This window comes from Cupriavidus malaysiensis (assembly GCF_001854325.1).
Classification (GTDB): domain Bacteria; phylum Pseudomonadota; class Gammaproteobacteria; order Burkholderiales; family Burkholderiaceae; genus Cupriavidus; species Cupriavidus malaysiensis.
In genome coordinates this window covers 535,152-552,755 of sequence record NZ_CP017755.1, presented here as the reverse complement: position 1 = coordinate 552,755, position 17,604 = coordinate 535,152, and the positions used below count along the sequence as shown (strand labels likewise).

Sequence of the window (17,604 nt, the reverse complement as noted above, 5' to 3'; positions counted from 1 at the left end):
ACTCTCGCTGGAGCGCCACCGCATGAGCCATCGACTGCCGTTCTTGAGTCCCCGCACCGTCACCCTGCGTAGTGACGGGTTGTCCGAGATTCTCGAACAAGCCACCTTGACAGTTGCACGCGTCACGGGCAAGGAAAGCTTGAACGACCTGTTCTCCTACGACATCGATCTCAAGACCCCCGATACTCAGTGGGGCCCCGGTGGGCCGGCAGCGAACCTCGATCTGCCGTCCCTCCAGGGCAAGGAACTGACGCTGGAGATTCAACTGGAGGGCTACGGCAGGGGCCTTGCCGGCAACGTCGGTGCCGGCACGAGGGAGATCACCGGCATCGTTACCCAGGTCATCGGGCCGATCTCAGAAGGGCGGCACTATGTCTATCGCCTCACGCTGCAGCCATGGCTGTTCCTGGCGACGCTCACCTCCGACTACAGGCTCTTCCAGCAGAAGACTGTTGTAGAGATCCTGAGCGAGCTGCTGGCGGACTACATATTCCCGGTGGACAATCGCCTGGACGTTGCGCGCTATCCCAAGCGCGAATATCAGGTCCAGTACGGTGAAACCGACTACGCCTTCTTCAAGCGCCTCACTGAAGAATGGGGGATTACCTTCTTCTTCGCGCATTCGGAACGCCGCCACCGACTGGTACTGACCGATGGCAATGGAGCATTCCGTCGCTGCGCCAGCCCTGCTTATCACACGCTCCTCTGGCGTCCCTCGCCGGACCGCGCCGACGCCGAACACCTGTACGACTTTCACGTGCATGACCAGTTGGTTTCCGGCAAGTGGTGCAGCAATGACTACGACTTCGTCAAGCCGAGGGCCGACCTGGCCGTGGCCACGGACGATCCGCGCGACACGGCCCATGCCGGCGGAGAGATCTACCGCTATCCTGGCGACCATGCCCAGCCTGCCACGGGCAACGATCCCTGGCGCGAAGGCGACATGCTTGCCCGTATCCGCATGGAAGCGATCCGGCAGCACGGCAGCCGCGTCGCCGGCGCCGGTAATGTGCGATGCATTGTGGCGGGTACCACTTTCGCCCTCCAAGGCTTTGCCCAGGCCGCCGCCAACCGCGAGTACCTGGTCATCGCCACGGAACTGACACTGGAAGACGTGGCCGAGGCCTCCGGCCAGGGTCACTCGTGGCATTGTGTGGCCGCCTTCCAGGCCCAGTCGAGCACCGAGATTTTCCGGCCCGACCTCACCCTGCCAAAGCCGCTCGCCTTCGGCCCGCATACCGCCACGGTCGTGGGGCCGGATGAACAGGAACTCTGGGTCGATGAGTTCGGCCGCGTCAAGATCCAGTTCCACTGGGACCGGATCGGCCAGCGCAATGCCAACAGCTCATGCTGGGTGCGCGTGGCACAGGCCTGGCAAGGGGATCAGTACGGCGCCAGCCACCTGCCGCGTATCGGGCAGGAGGTCATTGTCCATTTCACGCACGGCGATCCGGACTGCCCGCTCGTCACCGGGCGGCTGGCGAACCGTGTCAACCAGTCGCCATGGCACCTGCCCGACCAGCACGCGCTGTCAGGATTCCGCAGCAAGGAACTGTTCGGCGAGCGCCACAACACCTTCCTGCAAGACGACACCCAGGGCCAGATCCAGACCCAGATCGGCAGCGACCACCAGGCCACGATGCTCAGCATGGGCCATATCGTGCGAGTGGCCGATCACAGCGGGCGACGCGAGAAGCGCGGCGAGGGATACGAGCTGCGCACCGATGCTTGGGGCGTGCTGCGCGCTGGCTCCGGCATGCTGCTGACTGCCGAAGTGCGGCCGAACGCGGTCAGCTATCACAAGGATATCTTCGAGACGACAAAGCGGCTGGCTGGCGCCTGCCAAGTCCACCAGGCATTGGGTGACGCCGCCGACCACCTGGGCGCCCAGGCATCCGAGCAATTGGATGTAGCCAAGGCCCTGGCGGCACAGCACGACACCCTGCAAGGGCAAGGCGAACAAGGAGAATTCGCCGCGCCACACCTGGTGCTGGCGGCCCCGGCCGCGATCGCCGCCACCGCCGCGCAGGACATTCACCTGCACAGCCAAGGGCACACTGCCTTGACGACGGGAGAACATCTGTCATTGGCCACCGCCAAAAGCCTGTTAGCCAGCGCCATGGACCGCATCGTGCTGTTCGCACACAAAGCGGGAATGCGGCTGTTTGCCGCCAAAGGCAAGATCGAGATCCAGGCACAGAACGACGCCATCGAGATCATCGCGCAGAAGGTGCTGAGACTCATCAGCGCGCAGGACCGCGTCGAGATCACTGCCGCCAAGGAAGTGCTGATCGTCGGCAATGGCAGCTATGTACGCCTGAACGAAAGCGGCATCGAACTCGGCACCGCAGGCACATGGACGGCTCACGCCGCCAGTCACGCCATGCCAGGGCCGAAGACCGCCGGGCAGGCGATACCCGTCATGCCCGATGGAGACTTTCGGCAAGTCGAGCATTTCGTGCTGGCGGACCACCACGCAGGCACCCGCCTGGTGAATCAGTGCTATCGCATCACCTTGACCAGCGGCCGCGTCATCGAGGGAAAGACGAATGCCCACGGTGAAACGGAATTAGCCACCAGCAACGCCAGCGAGATCGCCAAGATCGAAATCCTGCGCAATACGGATCCGAACAGCGTCATCGCCGTACTGACCCAGATGGTGATCACCCCGAAATGACCCCATCCGCACCCGAGGCCGAGAAGCGGCCACAAGCCAAGAACCCGCCAACCCGCACCATCGGCGGCAAGCCCATGCCGCTCGACACGGATCAACTGACCACCGAAGGCAGGCCTCCCCGCTATGCCCTGTGCGAACCCTATACCTTCGGGATGCGGCTGGCCGAGCCTGCCACCGATGGAGGTCTCCACAAGTACCGGTATCCGGTGGCAGAGGCTTATACGGATGCGATGCAGGCGCTGTTGACGTTCGGCATCGAATGGCCGGCGATCCCTGGGGCGAAGGGGCCGTTTTTGCCGGCTGGGCGTGAAGGGTTGAGGGCTAAGGCAAAGCCAAGCGGGATAAGGATGACTTGGCCGGTAACTGGAAAACAGACAGATGCGTTTATTGAGGCGATAGTTCCCATTGTAGAGGCTGCGTTACAAGCCACGGCGTTTCGGCTACCGGCGCCGGCAATCCCTGCCATTGCCTTTTTCGACGATAAGAAGCAGACGTCAGCAGCCGGCACGCTCGACTACAAGTACTGGGAATTGCAAATCAATCCTTCACTGATCGAGGAAATTTGCAAAAGCCGGGAGCCAAGTAGCCGGGATCTGAAGCTGGCCCTGCTGGCCGCAACCTTGTATCACGAGGCGCGGCACGCCCAGCAGTTCTTCTGGATGTTGGCGATGGTGAAGCAGTTCCCGATGGATTACCCGGGTCTTGCGCTATTGCAGACGGTATTCCCGGAAATTTTCAAAAAATCTCTTCCCAGTATCGCTGATACCGCTCCGCTCCCCGACGAACCGACTTCGCGCGTTGCCATCAAGCGCATGGTGATCGGGTACTACTACGCCCTGCTAGTCACGCAAATCCGAGATCTGGAGAAACAGTCCAATGCTCAAGGCCAACTGGCTGAATATCAGCGCGAACTGGAAATCTGCGACAAGCAGGCGGCCGAACTGCTCCTCCGCGTCGGCAGGAACGGACGGCCGATCGACTACAAGCAGTTGCCCAGCACTGTGGGATACCGGATCCGCCCCTGGGAGGACGATGCGTTCGCGTGCGATTTCGTGGTTAGTCAACTGTGGTTGGCTCGTGCTCTGCCTGAGCCCGATCGCTGCAACCGCTTCTACGACCTCCGTGCAGGAGAACAGCCCGATGCCAGCCTGTAGTGCCGATGCCGCCCCCTGGTGCGGCCAGCCGCTGCTTCATACGCCGAAGCCCGAAGACCTCAATCATCTGACCCCGGAGCAGGTTGCGCTGTACCTGGAGATTGCCAAGACCGGCATTCGGCTGGTGCGGGACGCTGCGCCGTTTGATGAGGAAAAAGAGATCTTTGGAGAACTAATATTTCACGGCAAACATCACAATGAGTTTACTTATACTAGACCGGAGCTGAACGGAGTATCGATTAAAATCAGACTAGCCAAACCAGAAAACGGATCATCTAATTCCGTGATTCGTTTTTACATTGGGGTAAGAAAACGATTAGCAGGCATCGATAAGCAAGCACTGGAGGAACAGCTGCAGTTGCAGCGAGCAGAAAACTACGTGGCGATCAACCTGGACAGGCAACCCTATATTAATTTTGAGTACGAGGTTGGCATGGACCCAGTTTCCTGCTATCCGGTCACCGTGCTTCTGAATTATTTTAAGGACGAAGCCTATTCTACGTTGGACTCACGTGCAGAGCGGGAGGCAAAGTACCTGGGGCCGGTCCTCATCGAGCGCGCCTGGATGACCCCGGAAGAAACCATGGAGCGCGCGCGCCGCGTGCCCCAATGCCGAAGCCGGCAACCAGCACCACGGTCGGGCCTGTGGAAGCCGACGATTCCGCACGATGTGCCCAATGCCGAGTATTTCAAGCGCCACGAGGCCTATGCCCAACGGGTCCAAAAGGGGCAGCCGATGCTTTCCGTCGGGATCGGCTCGCCAGCGCAGGAAGCCAGGGTCTTATGGACCTGGGTCGGGGAATGACACGCCTTGCAGCTTGCCGTTCGCTTGCAACGTCGTGCTTAGCCCGTTGGGGTTGGCTCGTGCTCTGCCTGAGCCCGATCGCTGCAACCGCTTCTACGACCTCCGTGCAGGAGAACAGCCCGATGCCAGCCTGTAGTGCCGATGCCGCCCCCTGGTGCGGCCAGCCGCTGCTTCATACGCCGAAGCCCGAAGACCTCAATCATCTGACCCCGGAGCAGGTTGCGCTGTACCTGGAGATTGCTAAGGCCGGCATTCGGCTGGTGCGCGACGATGAGCCCTTTGATGAGGTGAAGCAGATATTTGGTCGGCAAGTTTCTTATGACAAGAATGACAACGAGTACACCTACGCCAGGCCAGAACTCAATGGCATTCTATTTTCAATCAGATTATCCGGTTCAGCCCCCTCCTCATCCACATCGACAATCCGATTTTACATTGGAGTAAGAAAACGACTAGCAGGCATCGACAAGCAAGCACTGGAAGAGCAGATGGATCTACCGCTAGCAAAAAAAAACTTGGCGATCAACCTGGACAGACAATCCCATATTAATTTCGGATATAAAATCGGCATGGATTCGGTCTCCTGCTATCCGGTCACCGTACTCCTGAATTATTTCAAGGACGAAGCCTACTCCACCTTAGATCCGCGCGCGGAGCAGGAGGCAAAGTACCTGGGGCCGGTCCTCATCGAGCGCGCCTGGATGACCCCGGAAGAAACCATGGTGCGCGCGCGCCGCGTGCCCCAATGCCGAAGCCGGCAACCAGCACCACGGTCGGGCCTGTGGAAGCCGACGATTCCGCACGATGTGCCCAATGCCGAGTATTTCAAGCGCCACGAGGCCTATGCCCAACGGGTCCAAAAGGGGCAGCAGATGCTTTCCGTCGGGATCGGCTCGCCGGCGCAGGAAGCCAGGGTCTTATGGACCTGGGTCGGGGAATGACACGCTGCGCGGCTTACCGTTCGCTTGCGACGTCATGGTTGGCCCATTGGGGTTGGCTTGTGCTCTGCCTGAACCCGATCACCGCCACTGCCTCAATGGCATGCACTCCGGGAAATCTTGACTTCGAGCCCAAATTCGAGCCCGGCCGATCGCAGTTGTCTGGCACGGAGGTACTGCGGCTCGCAGAATGGCGCGCAGATCAGCGCGAGCGCTATCCGAATGGCGGCGAAATCCATGCCGAGGTACAAGCCAACACGGAAGCCGGGGTACCGCACAAGCTGGCCGAGGCGAGGCTGGCCACGTTGCTTGGCCTCCTCCGAAATCTCGGCATCACGGAAGAGGAGATGGAGAAGCCTGGCATCGTGGACCGGGCCATCGACTCTGCCCATCTGCGTAGTGCCGAACTGAGGCCGAAGGTGCTTGAGTACCTCAACACTGCCGGCATCTCCATCCATCCGCGATGCCCCCATCCGTGTTGCCTTGGCTCTGAGCCAATAGAAAGGCGGTGATGGCGCTCACGCACATCGGCTTATGCCCATCGTGCGAACTAATCGGCATTCGGGCGCGGCGCAGCCAGGCGCACCGCTCATGCACGCCATCGCCCCCCCCGAACTTCCCGCAGCCATTCCGACATGACACCCACCAAAGCCTGCCCCATCGTACTGAGAGCCGTGCAGAACCACCTCGAAATCCTCGCATTCGAACATCCGCTGGCGGGCATGCAACTGATCAAGGGCACGATCGAGGCCGGCGAACACCCGGCGGATGCCGCCGTCCGCGAATTGCACGAGGAGTCCGGCATTGAAGGCGTGGCAGCGGTCGACCTGGGCCTGTGGGAATCCGGCTATGAGGGCCAGGTCTGGTCGCTTCACCTCTGCCAGGTCGCCCATCCGCTGCCGGACACCTGGGTGCATCACACGCAGGACGATGGTGGCCATGACTTCCGCTTCTTCTGGCACCCATTGGATCAGGTGCCGTCGGATCGATGGCATGGGTTGTTCCGCGATGCGCTCTCGACCATCTCCGAGCGGCTCGCGACGATGCCCTAGCGTTGTTCCGGGTACAGCCCGCCCCCCGCCCGGCACAATGCGCCAGCCAGTGCGCTACCATGCCCCATCGCCGCCAGTCTCCCCGCGGCCAAGCCCGCCACCATGACCGCCCGCCAAGCGCAACCCCGCCCCGACTGGGTCCACCGCGCCACACCCATCGCCGGCGTGGAACGCATCGAAGCCTTTTTCCACGGCAAGGCCTACGCCATGCACCGGCATGACACCTACGCCATCGGCCGCACCCTGGCCGGGGTGCAGAGCTTCCAGTACCGGCGCGGCATGCGCCACAGCCTGCCCGGCCAGACCCTGGTGCTGCATCCCGACGAAGCGCACGACGGGCAGGCCGGCACCGACGCCGGCTTCCGCTACCGCATGATCTACGTCGAGCCCGCGCTGTTCCAGGACGTGCTGGGCGGCACGGCCCTGCCCTTCATCGAAGGCGGCATCAGCACCGACGCCCGCCTGCGGGCCGCCACCGACACCCTGCTCCAGCAAGTCAGCCACCCGCTCGAACCCCTGGAGCAAAGCGACGCCCTGGCCGAACTGGCCCACGCGCTCGCCGCCGTGTCCGGCCAGCGCCCGATGCGCACCACCGGCGACTTCCCCAGCGCCCGGCGTGCGCGCGAGTACCTGCACGCGCAAGCGCACCGCGTCGTCACACTGGAAGAACTGGAACACGCCACCGGCCGCGACCGCTGGAGCCTGTGCCGCGACTTCCGCACCTTCTACGGCACCACCCCCTACCGCTACCTGGTCATGCGCCGCCTGGACACCGCACGCCGGCTGATGCTGCACGGCCTCAGCCTGGCCGACGCGGCCGCATCCGCCGGCTTCGCCGACCAGAGCCACATGACCCGCCACTTCAGCAAGACCTACGGCCACACCCCCGCGCGCTGGCTGCAGATCGCCAGCGCGCCGCGCCGGCGCTGAGCCCACGCAAGATCGTTCAAGACCGGCGCCACGCCCCGGCGTAGCCTTGGCTTCATCCATCCCCCACCAAGGAGAAGCCCATGTCCGACACCAACATCGACACCTGCACCCAAGCCCCCGCCACGCGCGGCCAAGGCATCGCCATCCCCCTGCTGGACAAGGCCCGCCGCATCGACGGGCACTGGCAACCGCGCGTAGTCGCCGAGATGAACGACTACCAGTTCAAGGTCGTGAAGATCGAAGGCGACTTCGTCTGGCACCAGCACGCCGACACCGACGAAACCTTCATCGTGCTGGAAGGCGAACTGCGCATCGACCTGCGCGACCGCAGCCTGCTGCTGCGCGCCGGCGAATTGGCCGTGGTACCGAAAGGCGTGGAGCACAAAACCTATGCCGCGGCCGAGGCCAAGCTGCTGCTGATCGAACCGCGCGGCGTGCTGAATACGGGCGACGAAGGCGGCGAGCGCACGGCAGCCAACGACATCTGGATCTGAACCACTGGACGCCCCCGCCGCGCCACCAAGATCCCACTAGGGCCGCACGCAAGCGGCCCTCGCGCCTTGCCGGTCAGATCATCTCTTGCACACGGCTAACCGCCTCATCCAACTGCGCCTTCAGAGGCGCCAGCAGGCAACGGATGCCACAGGGAATGGCGCTAATCCAGGATGGTTTGAAGACGGGCGAGCGCATCTTCCACGACCTCGGCAGGTGCCCGTTCGATCTTCCTCGCACCGCGAGCCTCAAGATCCAGAGTGCGCACCATGTTCACCAGCGCGACGCCTTGAGTCTCCGTGCCCGCCCCGGACAACGGTACGGCAAATCCGGCGAATCGAGCGAAATCGCCGCCCTGCGTAATCGGTGCCACCAGGGCAACACCCAGAGCGTTGAATGCTGCCGGTGACAGCACGAGCGCGGGACGGAAATCCCCTTGCTGCTCACGCCCCTCCGTTGGGTTCAGGCTCACCCGCACAATGTCGCCCCGGTCGAACTTCGCGCGCCTCACCATACTTCGCGCCCAACCGGCTTAGCCCCGCTCCAATCATCCAGCCCTTCAGGCGTCGGCGCCTTGGAGTCGCACTGCGCAAGCAGTTCATCGAGTGAATACTTGTGCCTGGCTGGTTTAAGCATGACACCATCCGGACGCACCTCCACGGACAGTTTGTCGCCCAACGCCACCTTGAGTTGTTCAAGCAAGGTCGTGGGCAGGCGCACGGCCGCGCTGTTACCCCATTTCTGAATCGACAGTTCCATCGCTACACTCCCATGTGTAGATCCATTGTAGATACGTATACTCCGAGCATCAAGACGATGTATCTACAATGTAGATATCAGATGAAACACCAAAGTGCCACATTCACCTCTCTGAGTTCCCAGGCAGAGATTTCCAGATATGGCGGAATGTGAGCCAGTACCCACATGCCCCAGGTGACGCCCAACAATGGGATGAGCGCGTCCCGCCCTGATCACCGATCCGAAGCGAATCGAATGCGGGCAGCGGTAAGTCGCCATGCTGCCTTCGATACGGACGAGAACCGTATCGGGCGTGCCAGGCCTGGAGGCCCGACCCTCTATCGCGGCGATGGCACTGGCCTGTAATCGCCCGGCGTGCGCCAGCGCGACTCTGGCAGGAGAGGGCAAACCCAGCTGGCGCGGATCGATGGCCGGGACGGTGGCCCGTCGCATTATCCACCCGTCCCGTGCGTCTTGCGGGGCACGTGTAGAGTGTCCTGCCCCCCCTGATGGATCGCACCCCATGGCAAAAAAAGCAAATAATAGTTTCCGTTTTTGAGCAAGATGGATATTATTTCTTGCATCATGCCTCGAAAAGCCAATGCCGTCACGACCCTTCCTGGACCGGTCAGCCGCTCGCTGGTTCAGCTCGGCCTCAACCTTCAGGTCGCCAGGAAGCGCCGCAAGGAGACAATGGCCGCCTTTGCAGAGCGGATGCAAGTCTCGGTTCCCACGCTCCGGAAGATGGAGCAAGGCGATCCTTCAGTGTCGGTGGCTGTCTATGCGATGGCGCTCTGGCTGGTCGGCCGCTTGAAGTGGCTTCCAGAGATCGCCAACCCTGCCGCCGATGATGTGGCGCTCGACCTGGAGCTCTCGCGCCTGCAGCGGCCGGCGGTCAAGTCGCAAGCCAAGTGGACGAAGCCATGAGTGACCACCTGTATGTCTGGCTCTATCCGCCCGAGGGCCACGAGCCGCGCCTGTGCGGCCGCCTGGATCTGATCGGTGGGCGGCAATGTCTCTTCTCCTACGCGCCCGAGTATTTGAGCCGGCAGGATGCTACCGCTCTCTGCCCCGACCTTCCACTGCGCCCTGGCCAGTACACCGCGCCTGCCAGCTTGGAACTGCATCCGATTTTCGAGGACGCCGGACCGGATCGATGGGGGCGCCGCGTCATCGACCGGGTGTACAACCCCCGGCGGCGGGCCGCGATCGACTATCTCGCTCTCGCAGGGGAGGACCGGATCGGTGCCCTTGGCTTCTCAGAGTCGGATGGGGTCTACCAGGTCAATCACGCGCCGGTCTTTCACCGCGGGGATCTACCGAGCCTCATCGAGGCCGCACGCGCGGTAGAACTGCAGATGCCGATCGACGATCGGCTTCGGCGCCTCCTTCGCCCGGGCGGCACCGCCGGCGGAGCCCGCCCCAAGGCAGTCATTGAAGACGACGGTATTGCGTGGATCGCGAAATTCCCCGCCGAAGGCGATGATGTCGACTTCTGCGCAATCGAGCATGCTTCGTTACGCCTGGCTCGCCTGTGCGGTATCGAGACGCCGGAGTCGCGCTATTTGCAATTGGGGCGCAGTCAAACCCTCCTGGTGAAGCGCTTTGACCGGGAGCCAGACGGCAGCCGCATTCACTTCGCCAGTGCCCGGACGATGCTGCTCGGTGAAGGGATTCAAGAAGACCAGATGGCTTATGCGGATATCGCCGAGTTCGCCCGCCGCTTCTCACCCACGCCAGCCGAGGACAGTCGCGAGGTGTTCCGGCGGATGGTCCTGAACATCCTCATCGAGAATACCGACGACCACGCTAAGAATCACGCGTTCCTGCATAGCGGCGGCGATCGCTGGCGACTGTCGCCCGTCTATGACATCCAGCCGCAGCTACAGGGAATTCCCTACCAGCAGCTCATCGTCGGCGACGCGGGCACGGACCCGAGCTTGGCAAATGCGCTCTCGCAAGCAGGGCGGTTCATGCTAACGCCGGCTGAGGCATACACCGAGGCCGAGCAGTTGCTGGACACCGTGTCACGCTGGCGAGAGGTTTTCCTCGAATCTGGCGTCAGTGAGCGTGATATCCGCGAGCTTGAGCCCTTCATGTTGCGTGACGCTGTACTGCCGCCGCAGCCGAGCAGGCGTCGCTCCGGGCGCTCAAGCGGCTGAGCCGCGCTCAAACGCACGAGTCGCCCATTTCATGATCCCGAAGTATGCTGGCGGCCTACCTGGTCTATCTCGTTCGCTCCTAAGCCACAGCTTCATGCACCTCCCGCAAGACGCCCTGCAAGACCTCACGCAGGGCCCTCGGTCGATTCTGTTATGCACAGCACGTACGCTCCGGCCACAGCAGTTCCACGTAGAGGCCGCCGGACTTGCCGATAGAGACTTGCCGATAGAGCAGTCGGCCGAGGCCGGCCAGAATCAGTTCGGATGAACCATGAATACAACGTATTGAAGCTTCACAACTAGTCGCTCAGATAGGGGGGTGCCATCCCACATCTGCAGGATAAATAGAGCGAACGTTCTCCGCTTCAATCTTAAGGCCCCCAAGAACTTGCGAATAGACCGCAATCAACCTCTGCTCCACCGCAAGACTTTCGTGGTTAGCGCACACCGCGACTTCGGCCGGAGCAACCGGGTTGCCGCAGTCGTTACTCGCATGTGCGCCCTCGCAGCACGCGATGAGCGAAGCAGGCGGTAGCCTGGAAACTTCGAAGGGAATGTGCCGGCGCCGAGCGTTGGTGGTGGCTGGAACGGTAAGCCAAGAAGCCCCTTGGTCGTGAAACCAAGGGGCCTTTGTGGCAGCGCCCCCCAGATCAGAACCGATAGCCGAGCTTGATGCTTGCCGCCTGTGCCGAGACATGCGTGGTATTGAACAACACGTTGTAGCCCAACGCGACGGACAACGCCTTGGTCGTCTGCATGCTCACGCTCACGCCGGTGGTCAGATAGCTGCGAGGCAAGCTCGTCCCCGGTGCGGCGAACAGCGTGCCGTCCTGCGACGCCACGTTCAGCACGCGGTTGGCGTCGAGCACCTCGCGCGCATAGCTGAGCCGCAACTGTGCATCCACCGGGTGCACCTCGCCAAAGGTCCGGTCGAACGTCACGCCCACATACGGCTGCAAGCTGCGGACGTTGTCGGTGCCGACGTTCAGGTTCTGCCCACCCGCACCGCTTTCGCCGAACCCGTTGGCGTGGAAGTATGCAAAGCGTGCGCCAACGCGCGGCGTGACGGTCACGCCGCCGAGCGGCATCGGCAGGCTTGCCTGGCCGCCTGCCGTGACCTCCTGCCCCACATGGTCGCCCTTGGCTGTGCCCAGCGCGCCGAACGGCCGCTTCTGCGACAGGAAATCCAGCCCGGCGCCGACGGTTCCCGCAAGCTGCACCGGTCCCGCTGCGCGGCTTGCATACAGCGCCGCACGCAGCGTATCGATGGTCCCTGAGTCGCCCGTGGTCGCTTCGTTGATGTCGGTGTGTGCGTAACCGCCGGCCACGCCCACGGTGTTATCGCCCATGCGTTGATCGAACCCGGCCAGGAAGCCGTAGCGGTTGGATTGGAAGCCGGGTGCCCCGCTCGATCCACCCACCTTGGTATGGCTGCCGGTGGCGACTGCCCAGCCGGACGAAGACCCCGCAATAACCGACGATGCGCGATCGAGCCGATCGAGCCGGTCGAGCCGGTCGAGCCGGTCGAGCAGCACGGCATTGTCCGCCTGCGCGCCCAGGATCGCAGCGGTGCCGACGGCGGTGTAGATGCTCGTGTTGGTCGGTGCGATCACGGGGACGGCCAACGTCAGCAGCACTGTATTCGCGCCGTAGACCACCGACGGCGTCAGGACGCCCACGTTTTGTGCGCCAACGCTGGTCACTTGGCGGAATGTGCCGGTGATCCCATTTGCGGCCGTCAACAGCGTGTATTGCGTGCCCGCGTAGGCGCCCGGACGCGTGTACTGTGTCGGCCCATAGGTACCCGGCGCGTAGACAATCGCCAACGTGCCGTTAAGCGCGGCCGATCCTGCCACCCGCAACTGGGAAGCGGCCGTCGGGCTGACCTCGGCTGTCAGCGTTGCCGTGCTCGCCTGCGTGTAGTTGCCGCCCACATTCAGCGTGCCGATGGAGCCGCCCGGCGCAACCGATCCACCGTTGGTGACATCGCCCAGCACCGTGCCATGGCCGCGCAGCGTGCCATTCGCGCCGACATTGACCGTGCCACCCAGCACGGCTGTGGGCGTATTGATATCGCCCACCTCCAGCGTGCCTGCCCCCACCTGCGTCGCCCCACTGAACGCTGAACTGTTGCCGTTCAGGATCAGCAGGCCAGACCCTTGTTTGGCTAACGTGCCCGAACCGGCAAGATTACCGTTGAAGGTGCCGCTGGCATTCGATAGCGTCAGCGTCTGCCTGCCCAGGTTGACCGTGCCGTTGCCCGCAAGATTCGTAATCGTGGCGCCATTGCTCGTGCTGGAGATATCCAGGGTGCCGTTGTTGATCACCCCGCTCGAACTCGCGATGCTGCCCGCACCCGCCAGTGCTAGCGTGCCGCCATGAATCGTCGTTGTGCCGCGATAAGCGTTGTTGCCAGACAGGGTTTCGGTACCGCTCGCGAGCGTCAACCCACCCGCACCGTTGATGCCACCATTGAACGTGCCGTTGGCGCTCGACAGCGTGAGCGTCTGATTGCCGAGATTGACCACGCCGGTGCCGGAAAGCGCGGTGATCGTCGCACCGCCGCTCACGGCGGAAATGTCCAGCGTGCCGTTGTTCACAACTCCGCTCGAGCCCGCAATGCTGCCCGCAGCGCCCAATGCCAGCGTACCGCCATTGATGGTGGTGGTGCCGGAGTACGTATTGAGGCTGTTGAGCGTCAACGTACCCGCCCCCTGTTGGGTCAACGACCCCGTCCCGGAGACGACGCCCGAGAATCCGACGGCATCGCTGCGGTCAAACACCAGTGCGCCCCTGTTTGCAACGTTGCCGGTGATCGAGCCCGACGTACTGCCATTGCCGACCTGCAATGTCCCTGCGCCGATCGTGACGCCACTCCCGGCCGACAGCGTCCCCGTCAGCACCGCCGCACCCGACGACGAAGACAGATTCACGCTGGTGCCGGAAACCGTGCCGGTCAGCGTCATCCCATTCGCCGCGGACAACACCACCGCATCGCCGCTCAGGTTGCCGCTTGCCGTCAACGTGCTGCCGGAATGCAGCGTCAGATCGCCGGTGCCCGTGTTGACACCGCTTGTGGGTAGTGTCAATGCACCGGTTGCACTCAGGTTGACGTTGCCGTTGTTGACGTCGGTCAGCGTGGCGATGCTGAGATTTCCGGAGGCAGTCAGCGCTATGCCCTGTCCTGTCGCAGATACCGTGCCGGTGAAGACGTTGTTGGCATTGGTCAGCGTGATGGCGTTGCTTCCCGCATTGAGCGTGCTGATACCACTGACCGACACGGCGCCCGTTTGGGTCATGGCACCGCTGCTGAACGCATTGAGATTGCCGGCAACGGTGCCAGTACCCAGGTTGAGCGCGCCGCTGCTGTTGACCGTCAGCGCGCCAGTGTTCACGGTGCCCAGCGTCGTGTCACCGTGGTTGGTCAGTTGCGTGTTGCCGCCTGTCAGACTCACGGCGCCGGCAAGACTGTTCGCTGCATTGATCAGCGTGATCGTGCCGCTACCCGCATTGAGCGTGCTGGTGCCAGTGACCGACAAGGCGCCCGTTTGGGTCATGGCGCCGCTGCTGAGCGCATTGAGATTGCCGGCAACGGTACCGGTGCCCAGGTTGAGCGCGCCGCTGCTGTTGACCGTCAGCGCACCGGTGTTCACGGTGCCCAGCGTTGTGTCGACGTTGTTGGTCAGTTGCGTGTCGCCGCCGGTCAGACTGACCGGACTATTGAACGCATTACCTGCATTGCTCAGGGTGATCGCACCGCTGCCCGCATTGAACGCGCTGGTGCCACTGACCGACAGGGCACCCGTTTGGATCATGGCACCGCTGCTGGTCGCCATGAGATTGCCGGCAATGGTACCGGTGCCCAGGTTGAGCGCACCGCTGCTGTTGACCGTCAGTGCGCCAGTGCTCAGGGTGCCCAGCGTCGTGTCACCGTGGTTGGTCAACTGTGTGTCGCCGCCAATCAAGCTCACCGTGCCAGCAAGACTGTTCCCCAGATTGGCAGCGGTAATCGCGCCGCCGCCAGTGCTTTGCAAGGTGATGCTCGACGCCGGGCCCAGCATGACGCTTTCGTTGAAGGTCTGCGCACCGGCGGTTGTGACATTGCCGGTCAGCGTGGTCGGTGCGTTGCTGGTCAGCGAACCCACATTGACCGTGCCAAGCGTCAACGGGTTGCCCCCCGTCGTTGTCAGCGCCGCGCTGCCGGTGATGGCGCCAGAAACGGTGAGTCCGTTGGTGCCGGTATCGATCGTGGTCGCACCGTTCACGATCAGCGCAAGACCGCCGGACGCACCGCCCGTGATATTCAGACCGCTGGCACCTGCCGTGATCGTCGCGGTAGCACCGCTTGTCACATCCACGACGCCGTTGAGCACCGAACCGCTGTTCAGCGTGAGGAAATTGGCGCCGCCGGTGAAGGTAACGGCATCCGCCCGCGTTTGACCGTCGCCCGACATGCCGCCGGAGATCGTGCCGCCGTTGGTGATCGTGAGCCCCGCACCGATGACGCCGGCGCCTCCTGCGCCGTCTCCCCCCGAAGAATATGCGGACCCTCTAGCCCCGCCGTTTCCCCCTGCGATCACGCCTATATTCGTCAGGGCATTGCTGCTACCGGAAACCATGACGCCGGCGCCGGCATCCCCGCCGTTGTTGCTGGCATTGACCACCGGGGTTGACCTGTTTTCGGCTAGCCCACCGCCGCCACCACTGCCGCCCACGATGGAGCCCGCGTTGCTGAATGTCTGATTGCTGCCTGTCCAGGCAACGCCGGCGCCTCCCGCCCCACCATTGGCGATCACGCTCGTCGTGCTGTTGTTCACACTGAATCCGCCCCCGCCGCCTCCACCGCCGACAATCGAGCCTGCCGCGTTGTTCGAGTAGGTGCCGCCCGTTCCGCTCAGCGACAGGCCCACGCCACCGGCGCCGCCGCTTGCAGACCCAGATGTCCCACCACTGAAGGCCGCGCTGGTTCCCCCGCCACCACCACCGCCGCCGACGATGGCGCTGGAATTGCTGCCGCTGCCAGAAGCCGCGACTGAAACGCCACCTGCTGTACCGTCCTGTGCTGGCGTACTGGTACCGTTAGTCGATTCTGCATCGAATCCCCCTGCGCCCCCCGTCCCGCCAAACGTTCCGGCCGTGCCGCCGCTAGCCGGATAGACAGAGATATAGCCGCCACCGCCACCGTTTCCGAGCGTACCGGCTCCGGTTCCAGCACCGCCACTCGCGCCGGGGAGCGCAGCCAGGCCGGCGCCTCCAGCCCCATCTGCCAGCGCCACGCCGGACGCAAGCGTCATCGCCAGCGCGCCGGCAAGCCTCCGGCCGTCAACGCATCCACGGCGGCGTCCACCTCGACCGCGTAAGCGGGTGATTTCCGAAACGGCTTGAGAAAGCCCCGAGATGGGATTCCGGACGACTCGATAGATGCGGTTCATTGGCTCGTGCTCGTTGTATTCCGGCTTTCATTCCAGCGGCGTACCGCTCCCCCATTGCGCGTGCAGAGACCTCGATCCTGCGCCCTTCTTCAAGAACGGCCTGGCTCGCTTCCCGAAGCAAGCAATGCCTTTTGCAGCACACTGACCCTTGACCCCAATCCCCGGCCATCGCGCTCGGTTGGCAGGGTCGCGTATTCCCGTACCTCGTGAAGGGCACGCTGAAATGGCGCCGCTGCTTTCGAGCCAGCCTCCGAACGTGATGCGCGCCCCGATGGTAGGACACGGAACCCTGGCGGCGAATACCTAAAAAACGGTAGGAATCTGCCAGCGCTCGGCCGGCGGGCAGGCCGGCGCCCTGCCCATCCCACAAACGAGGTATTGCACCCCGAGCGCCCGTGGCTATGCTGCTACCGGGCAAGGCAAAGCCTGCCTGCCGCCGGCACACGCGCACGCTGCGCAAGTGAGCAAACACTACGAAACCGCCCCGGCGGACACCGCCACCCTCGCCCATGACCAACACCGCCCCGAACGCCGACGACTCGCTGCTGCCCGCCCCAATGCTGATCGTGGAAGACGATCTGCTGATGCAGGCGCGCCTGCGCGACCTGCTGATGGTGCTCGGATACACGCCCGAGGCGTTGCTGTTTGCGGGCAGCATCGCGCAGGCCAAGGCGCTTCTTGCCGACCAGCCGATCGCCATGGCCTTGGTCGACGTGGGCCTGCCTGACGGCAACGGAGTCGACCTCATCCGCGTGCTGCATCAGCGGGATGCAACCCTGCCGATTCTGGTAATCTCGACGTGGAATACCGAACAGGTCGTCGTGACCGCGCTGCAGGCCGGCGCGACCGGCTACCTGCTCAAGGAACGCGACGACGCCGAGATCTCGCTGTCGATCCGCAGCGCATTGCGCGGCGGTGCACCGATCGATCCGTTTGTCGCCAAGCGCATTCTTGAACTGATCGGTACCGGGGGGACGCTGCTGGCAAATCAAGCGCCCACGGCATCGCGGGAAGGTGGCGCGTCACCGTTGAGCGGGCGTGAAATCGAGATTCTCTCGCTGGTGTCCAAGGGGCTGACCAACCGCGAAATCGCCGATGTCCTGTCATTGTCGAAGCTGACGGTCGGATGCCACATCAGAAATATCTACAAGAAGCTCGCCGTCAATTCACGCACGCAAGCGATTTTCGAAGCGCGCTCGAATGGTTGGCTGCCCTAGTCTGCGC

General features: G+C 63.2%; 14 protein-coding genes. 11 read left to right on the top strand and 3 right to left on the bottom strand.

Annotated elements, in window-relative coordinates:
• The first annotated feature begins 22 nt into the window (after positions 1-22).
• The 8 genes from BKK80_RS22335 to BKK80_RS22300 all read left to right on the top strand — a co-directional run bounded on the left by BKK80_RS22335 (position 23) and on the right by BKK80_RS22300 (position 8,050).
• Positions 23-2,677, top strand: a complete 2,655-nt coding sequence (locus BKK80_RS22335) for a type VI secretion system Vgr family protein (RefSeq protein WP_071071345.1) — start codon at positions 23-25, stop codon at positions 2,675-2,677.
• Positions 2,674-3,831 carry a hypothetical protein gene (locus BKK80_RS22330; RefSeq protein WP_157903313.1) on the top strand — a complete coding sequence of 386 codons (1,158 nt, stop codon included), beginning with the start codon at positions 2,674-2,676 and terminating at the stop codon, positions 3,829-3,831. Before BKK80_RS22335 ends, BKK80_RS22330 begins: the two co-directional genes overlap by 4 nt.
• Positions 3,818-4,636: a hypothetical protein gene (locus tag BKK80_RS36615; protein WP_157903312.1), complete on the top strand. Its 819-nt coding sequence runs from the start codon at positions 3,818-3,820 to the stop codon at positions 4,634-4,636. The genes BKK80_RS22330 and BKK80_RS36615 overlap by 14 nt, the downstream gene beginning before the upstream one ends.
• Before the next feature lie 122 nt (positions 4,637-4,758).
• Positions 4,759-5,577 carry a hypothetical protein gene (locus BKK80_RS36610; RefSeq protein WP_157903311.1) on the top strand — a complete coding sequence of 273 codons (819 nt, stop codon included), beginning with the start codon at positions 4,759-4,761 and terminating at the stop codon, positions 5,575-5,577.
• A 59-nt stretch (positions 5,578-5,636) separates the two neighbouring features.
• The gene (locus BKK80_RS36605) at positions 5,637-6,086 is read left to right on the top strand and encodes a hypothetical protein (protein ID WP_157903310.1); all 450 of its coding nucleotides are present in this window, start codon (positions 5,637-5,639) and stop codon (positions 6,084-6,086) included.
• A gap of 123 nt (positions 6,087-6,209) precedes the next feature.
• A complete protein-coding gene (locus tag BKK80_RS22310) occupies positions 6,210-6,626 on the top strand; it encodes an NUDIX hydrolase (protein ID WP_071071336.1) in 417 nt (138 codons plus the stop codon).
• Between the two features lie 102 nt (positions 6,627-6,728).
• Entirely contained in the window at positions 6,729-7,556 is an 828-nt protein-coding gene (locus BKK80_RS22305; RefSeq protein ID WP_071071334.1) for an AraC family transcriptional regulator, read from the top strand.
• Between the two features lie 80 nt (positions 7,557-7,636).
• The gene (locus BKK80_RS22300; protein ID WP_157903309.1) at positions 7,637-8,050 is read left to right on the top strand and encodes a cupin domain-containing protein; all 414 of its coding nucleotides are present in this window, start codon (positions 7,637-7,639) and stop codon (positions 8,048-8,050) included.
• Between the two features lie 161 nt (positions 8,051-8,211).
• Here the strand turns inward: BKK80_RS22300 and BKK80_RS22295 are convergent, their stop codons facing one another.
• Entirely contained in the window at positions 8,212-8,562 is a 351-nt protein-coding gene (locus BKK80_RS22295) for a type II toxin-antitoxin system ChpB family toxin (RefSeq protein WP_071039392.1), read from the bottom strand.
• Complete coding sequence (locus BKK80_RS22290; protein WP_071039391.1) at positions 8,556-8,807, bottom strand: AbrB/MazE/SpoVT family DNA-binding domain-containing protein; 252 nt, start codon at positions 8,805-8,807, stop codon at positions 8,556-8,558. Before BKK80_RS22290 ends, BKK80_RS22295 begins: the two co-directional genes overlap by 7 nt.
• Before the next feature lie 543 nt (positions 8,808-9,350).
• Between BKK80_RS22290 and BKK80_RS22285 the strand changes: the two genes are divergently transcribed.
• Complete coding sequence (locus BKK80_RS22285) at positions 9,351-9,713, top strand: helix-turn-helix domain-containing protein (RefSeq protein ID WP_071039390.1); 363 nt, start codon at positions 9,351-9,353, stop codon at positions 9,711-9,713.
• Positions 9,710-10,948, top strand: a complete 1,239-nt coding sequence (locus BKK80_RS22280; protein ID WP_071016974.1) for a type II toxin-antitoxin system HipA family toxin — start codon at positions 9,710-9,712, stop codon at positions 10,946-10,948. The genes BKK80_RS22285 and BKK80_RS22280 overlap by 4 nt, the downstream gene beginning before the upstream one ends.
• 650 nt (positions 10,949-11,598) lie before the next feature.
• On the opposite strand, the gene BKK80_RS22275 is transcribed toward BKK80_RS22280, so the two are convergent.
• Complete coding sequence (locus tag BKK80_RS22275; RefSeq protein WP_071071332.1) at positions 11,599-16,380, bottom strand: beta strand repeat-containing protein; 4,782 nt, start codon at positions 16,378-16,380, stop codon at positions 11,599-11,601.
• 509 nt (positions 16,381-16,889) lie between these two features.
• On the opposite strand from BKK80_RS22275, the gene BKK80_RS22270 reads away from it, so the two are divergent.
• Complete coding sequence (locus tag BKK80_RS22270) at positions 16,890-17,597, top strand: response regulator transcription factor (protein WP_071016978.1); 708 nt, start codon at positions 16,890-16,892, stop codon at positions 17,595-17,597.
• Positions 17,598-17,604 lie beyond the last annotated feature (7 nt).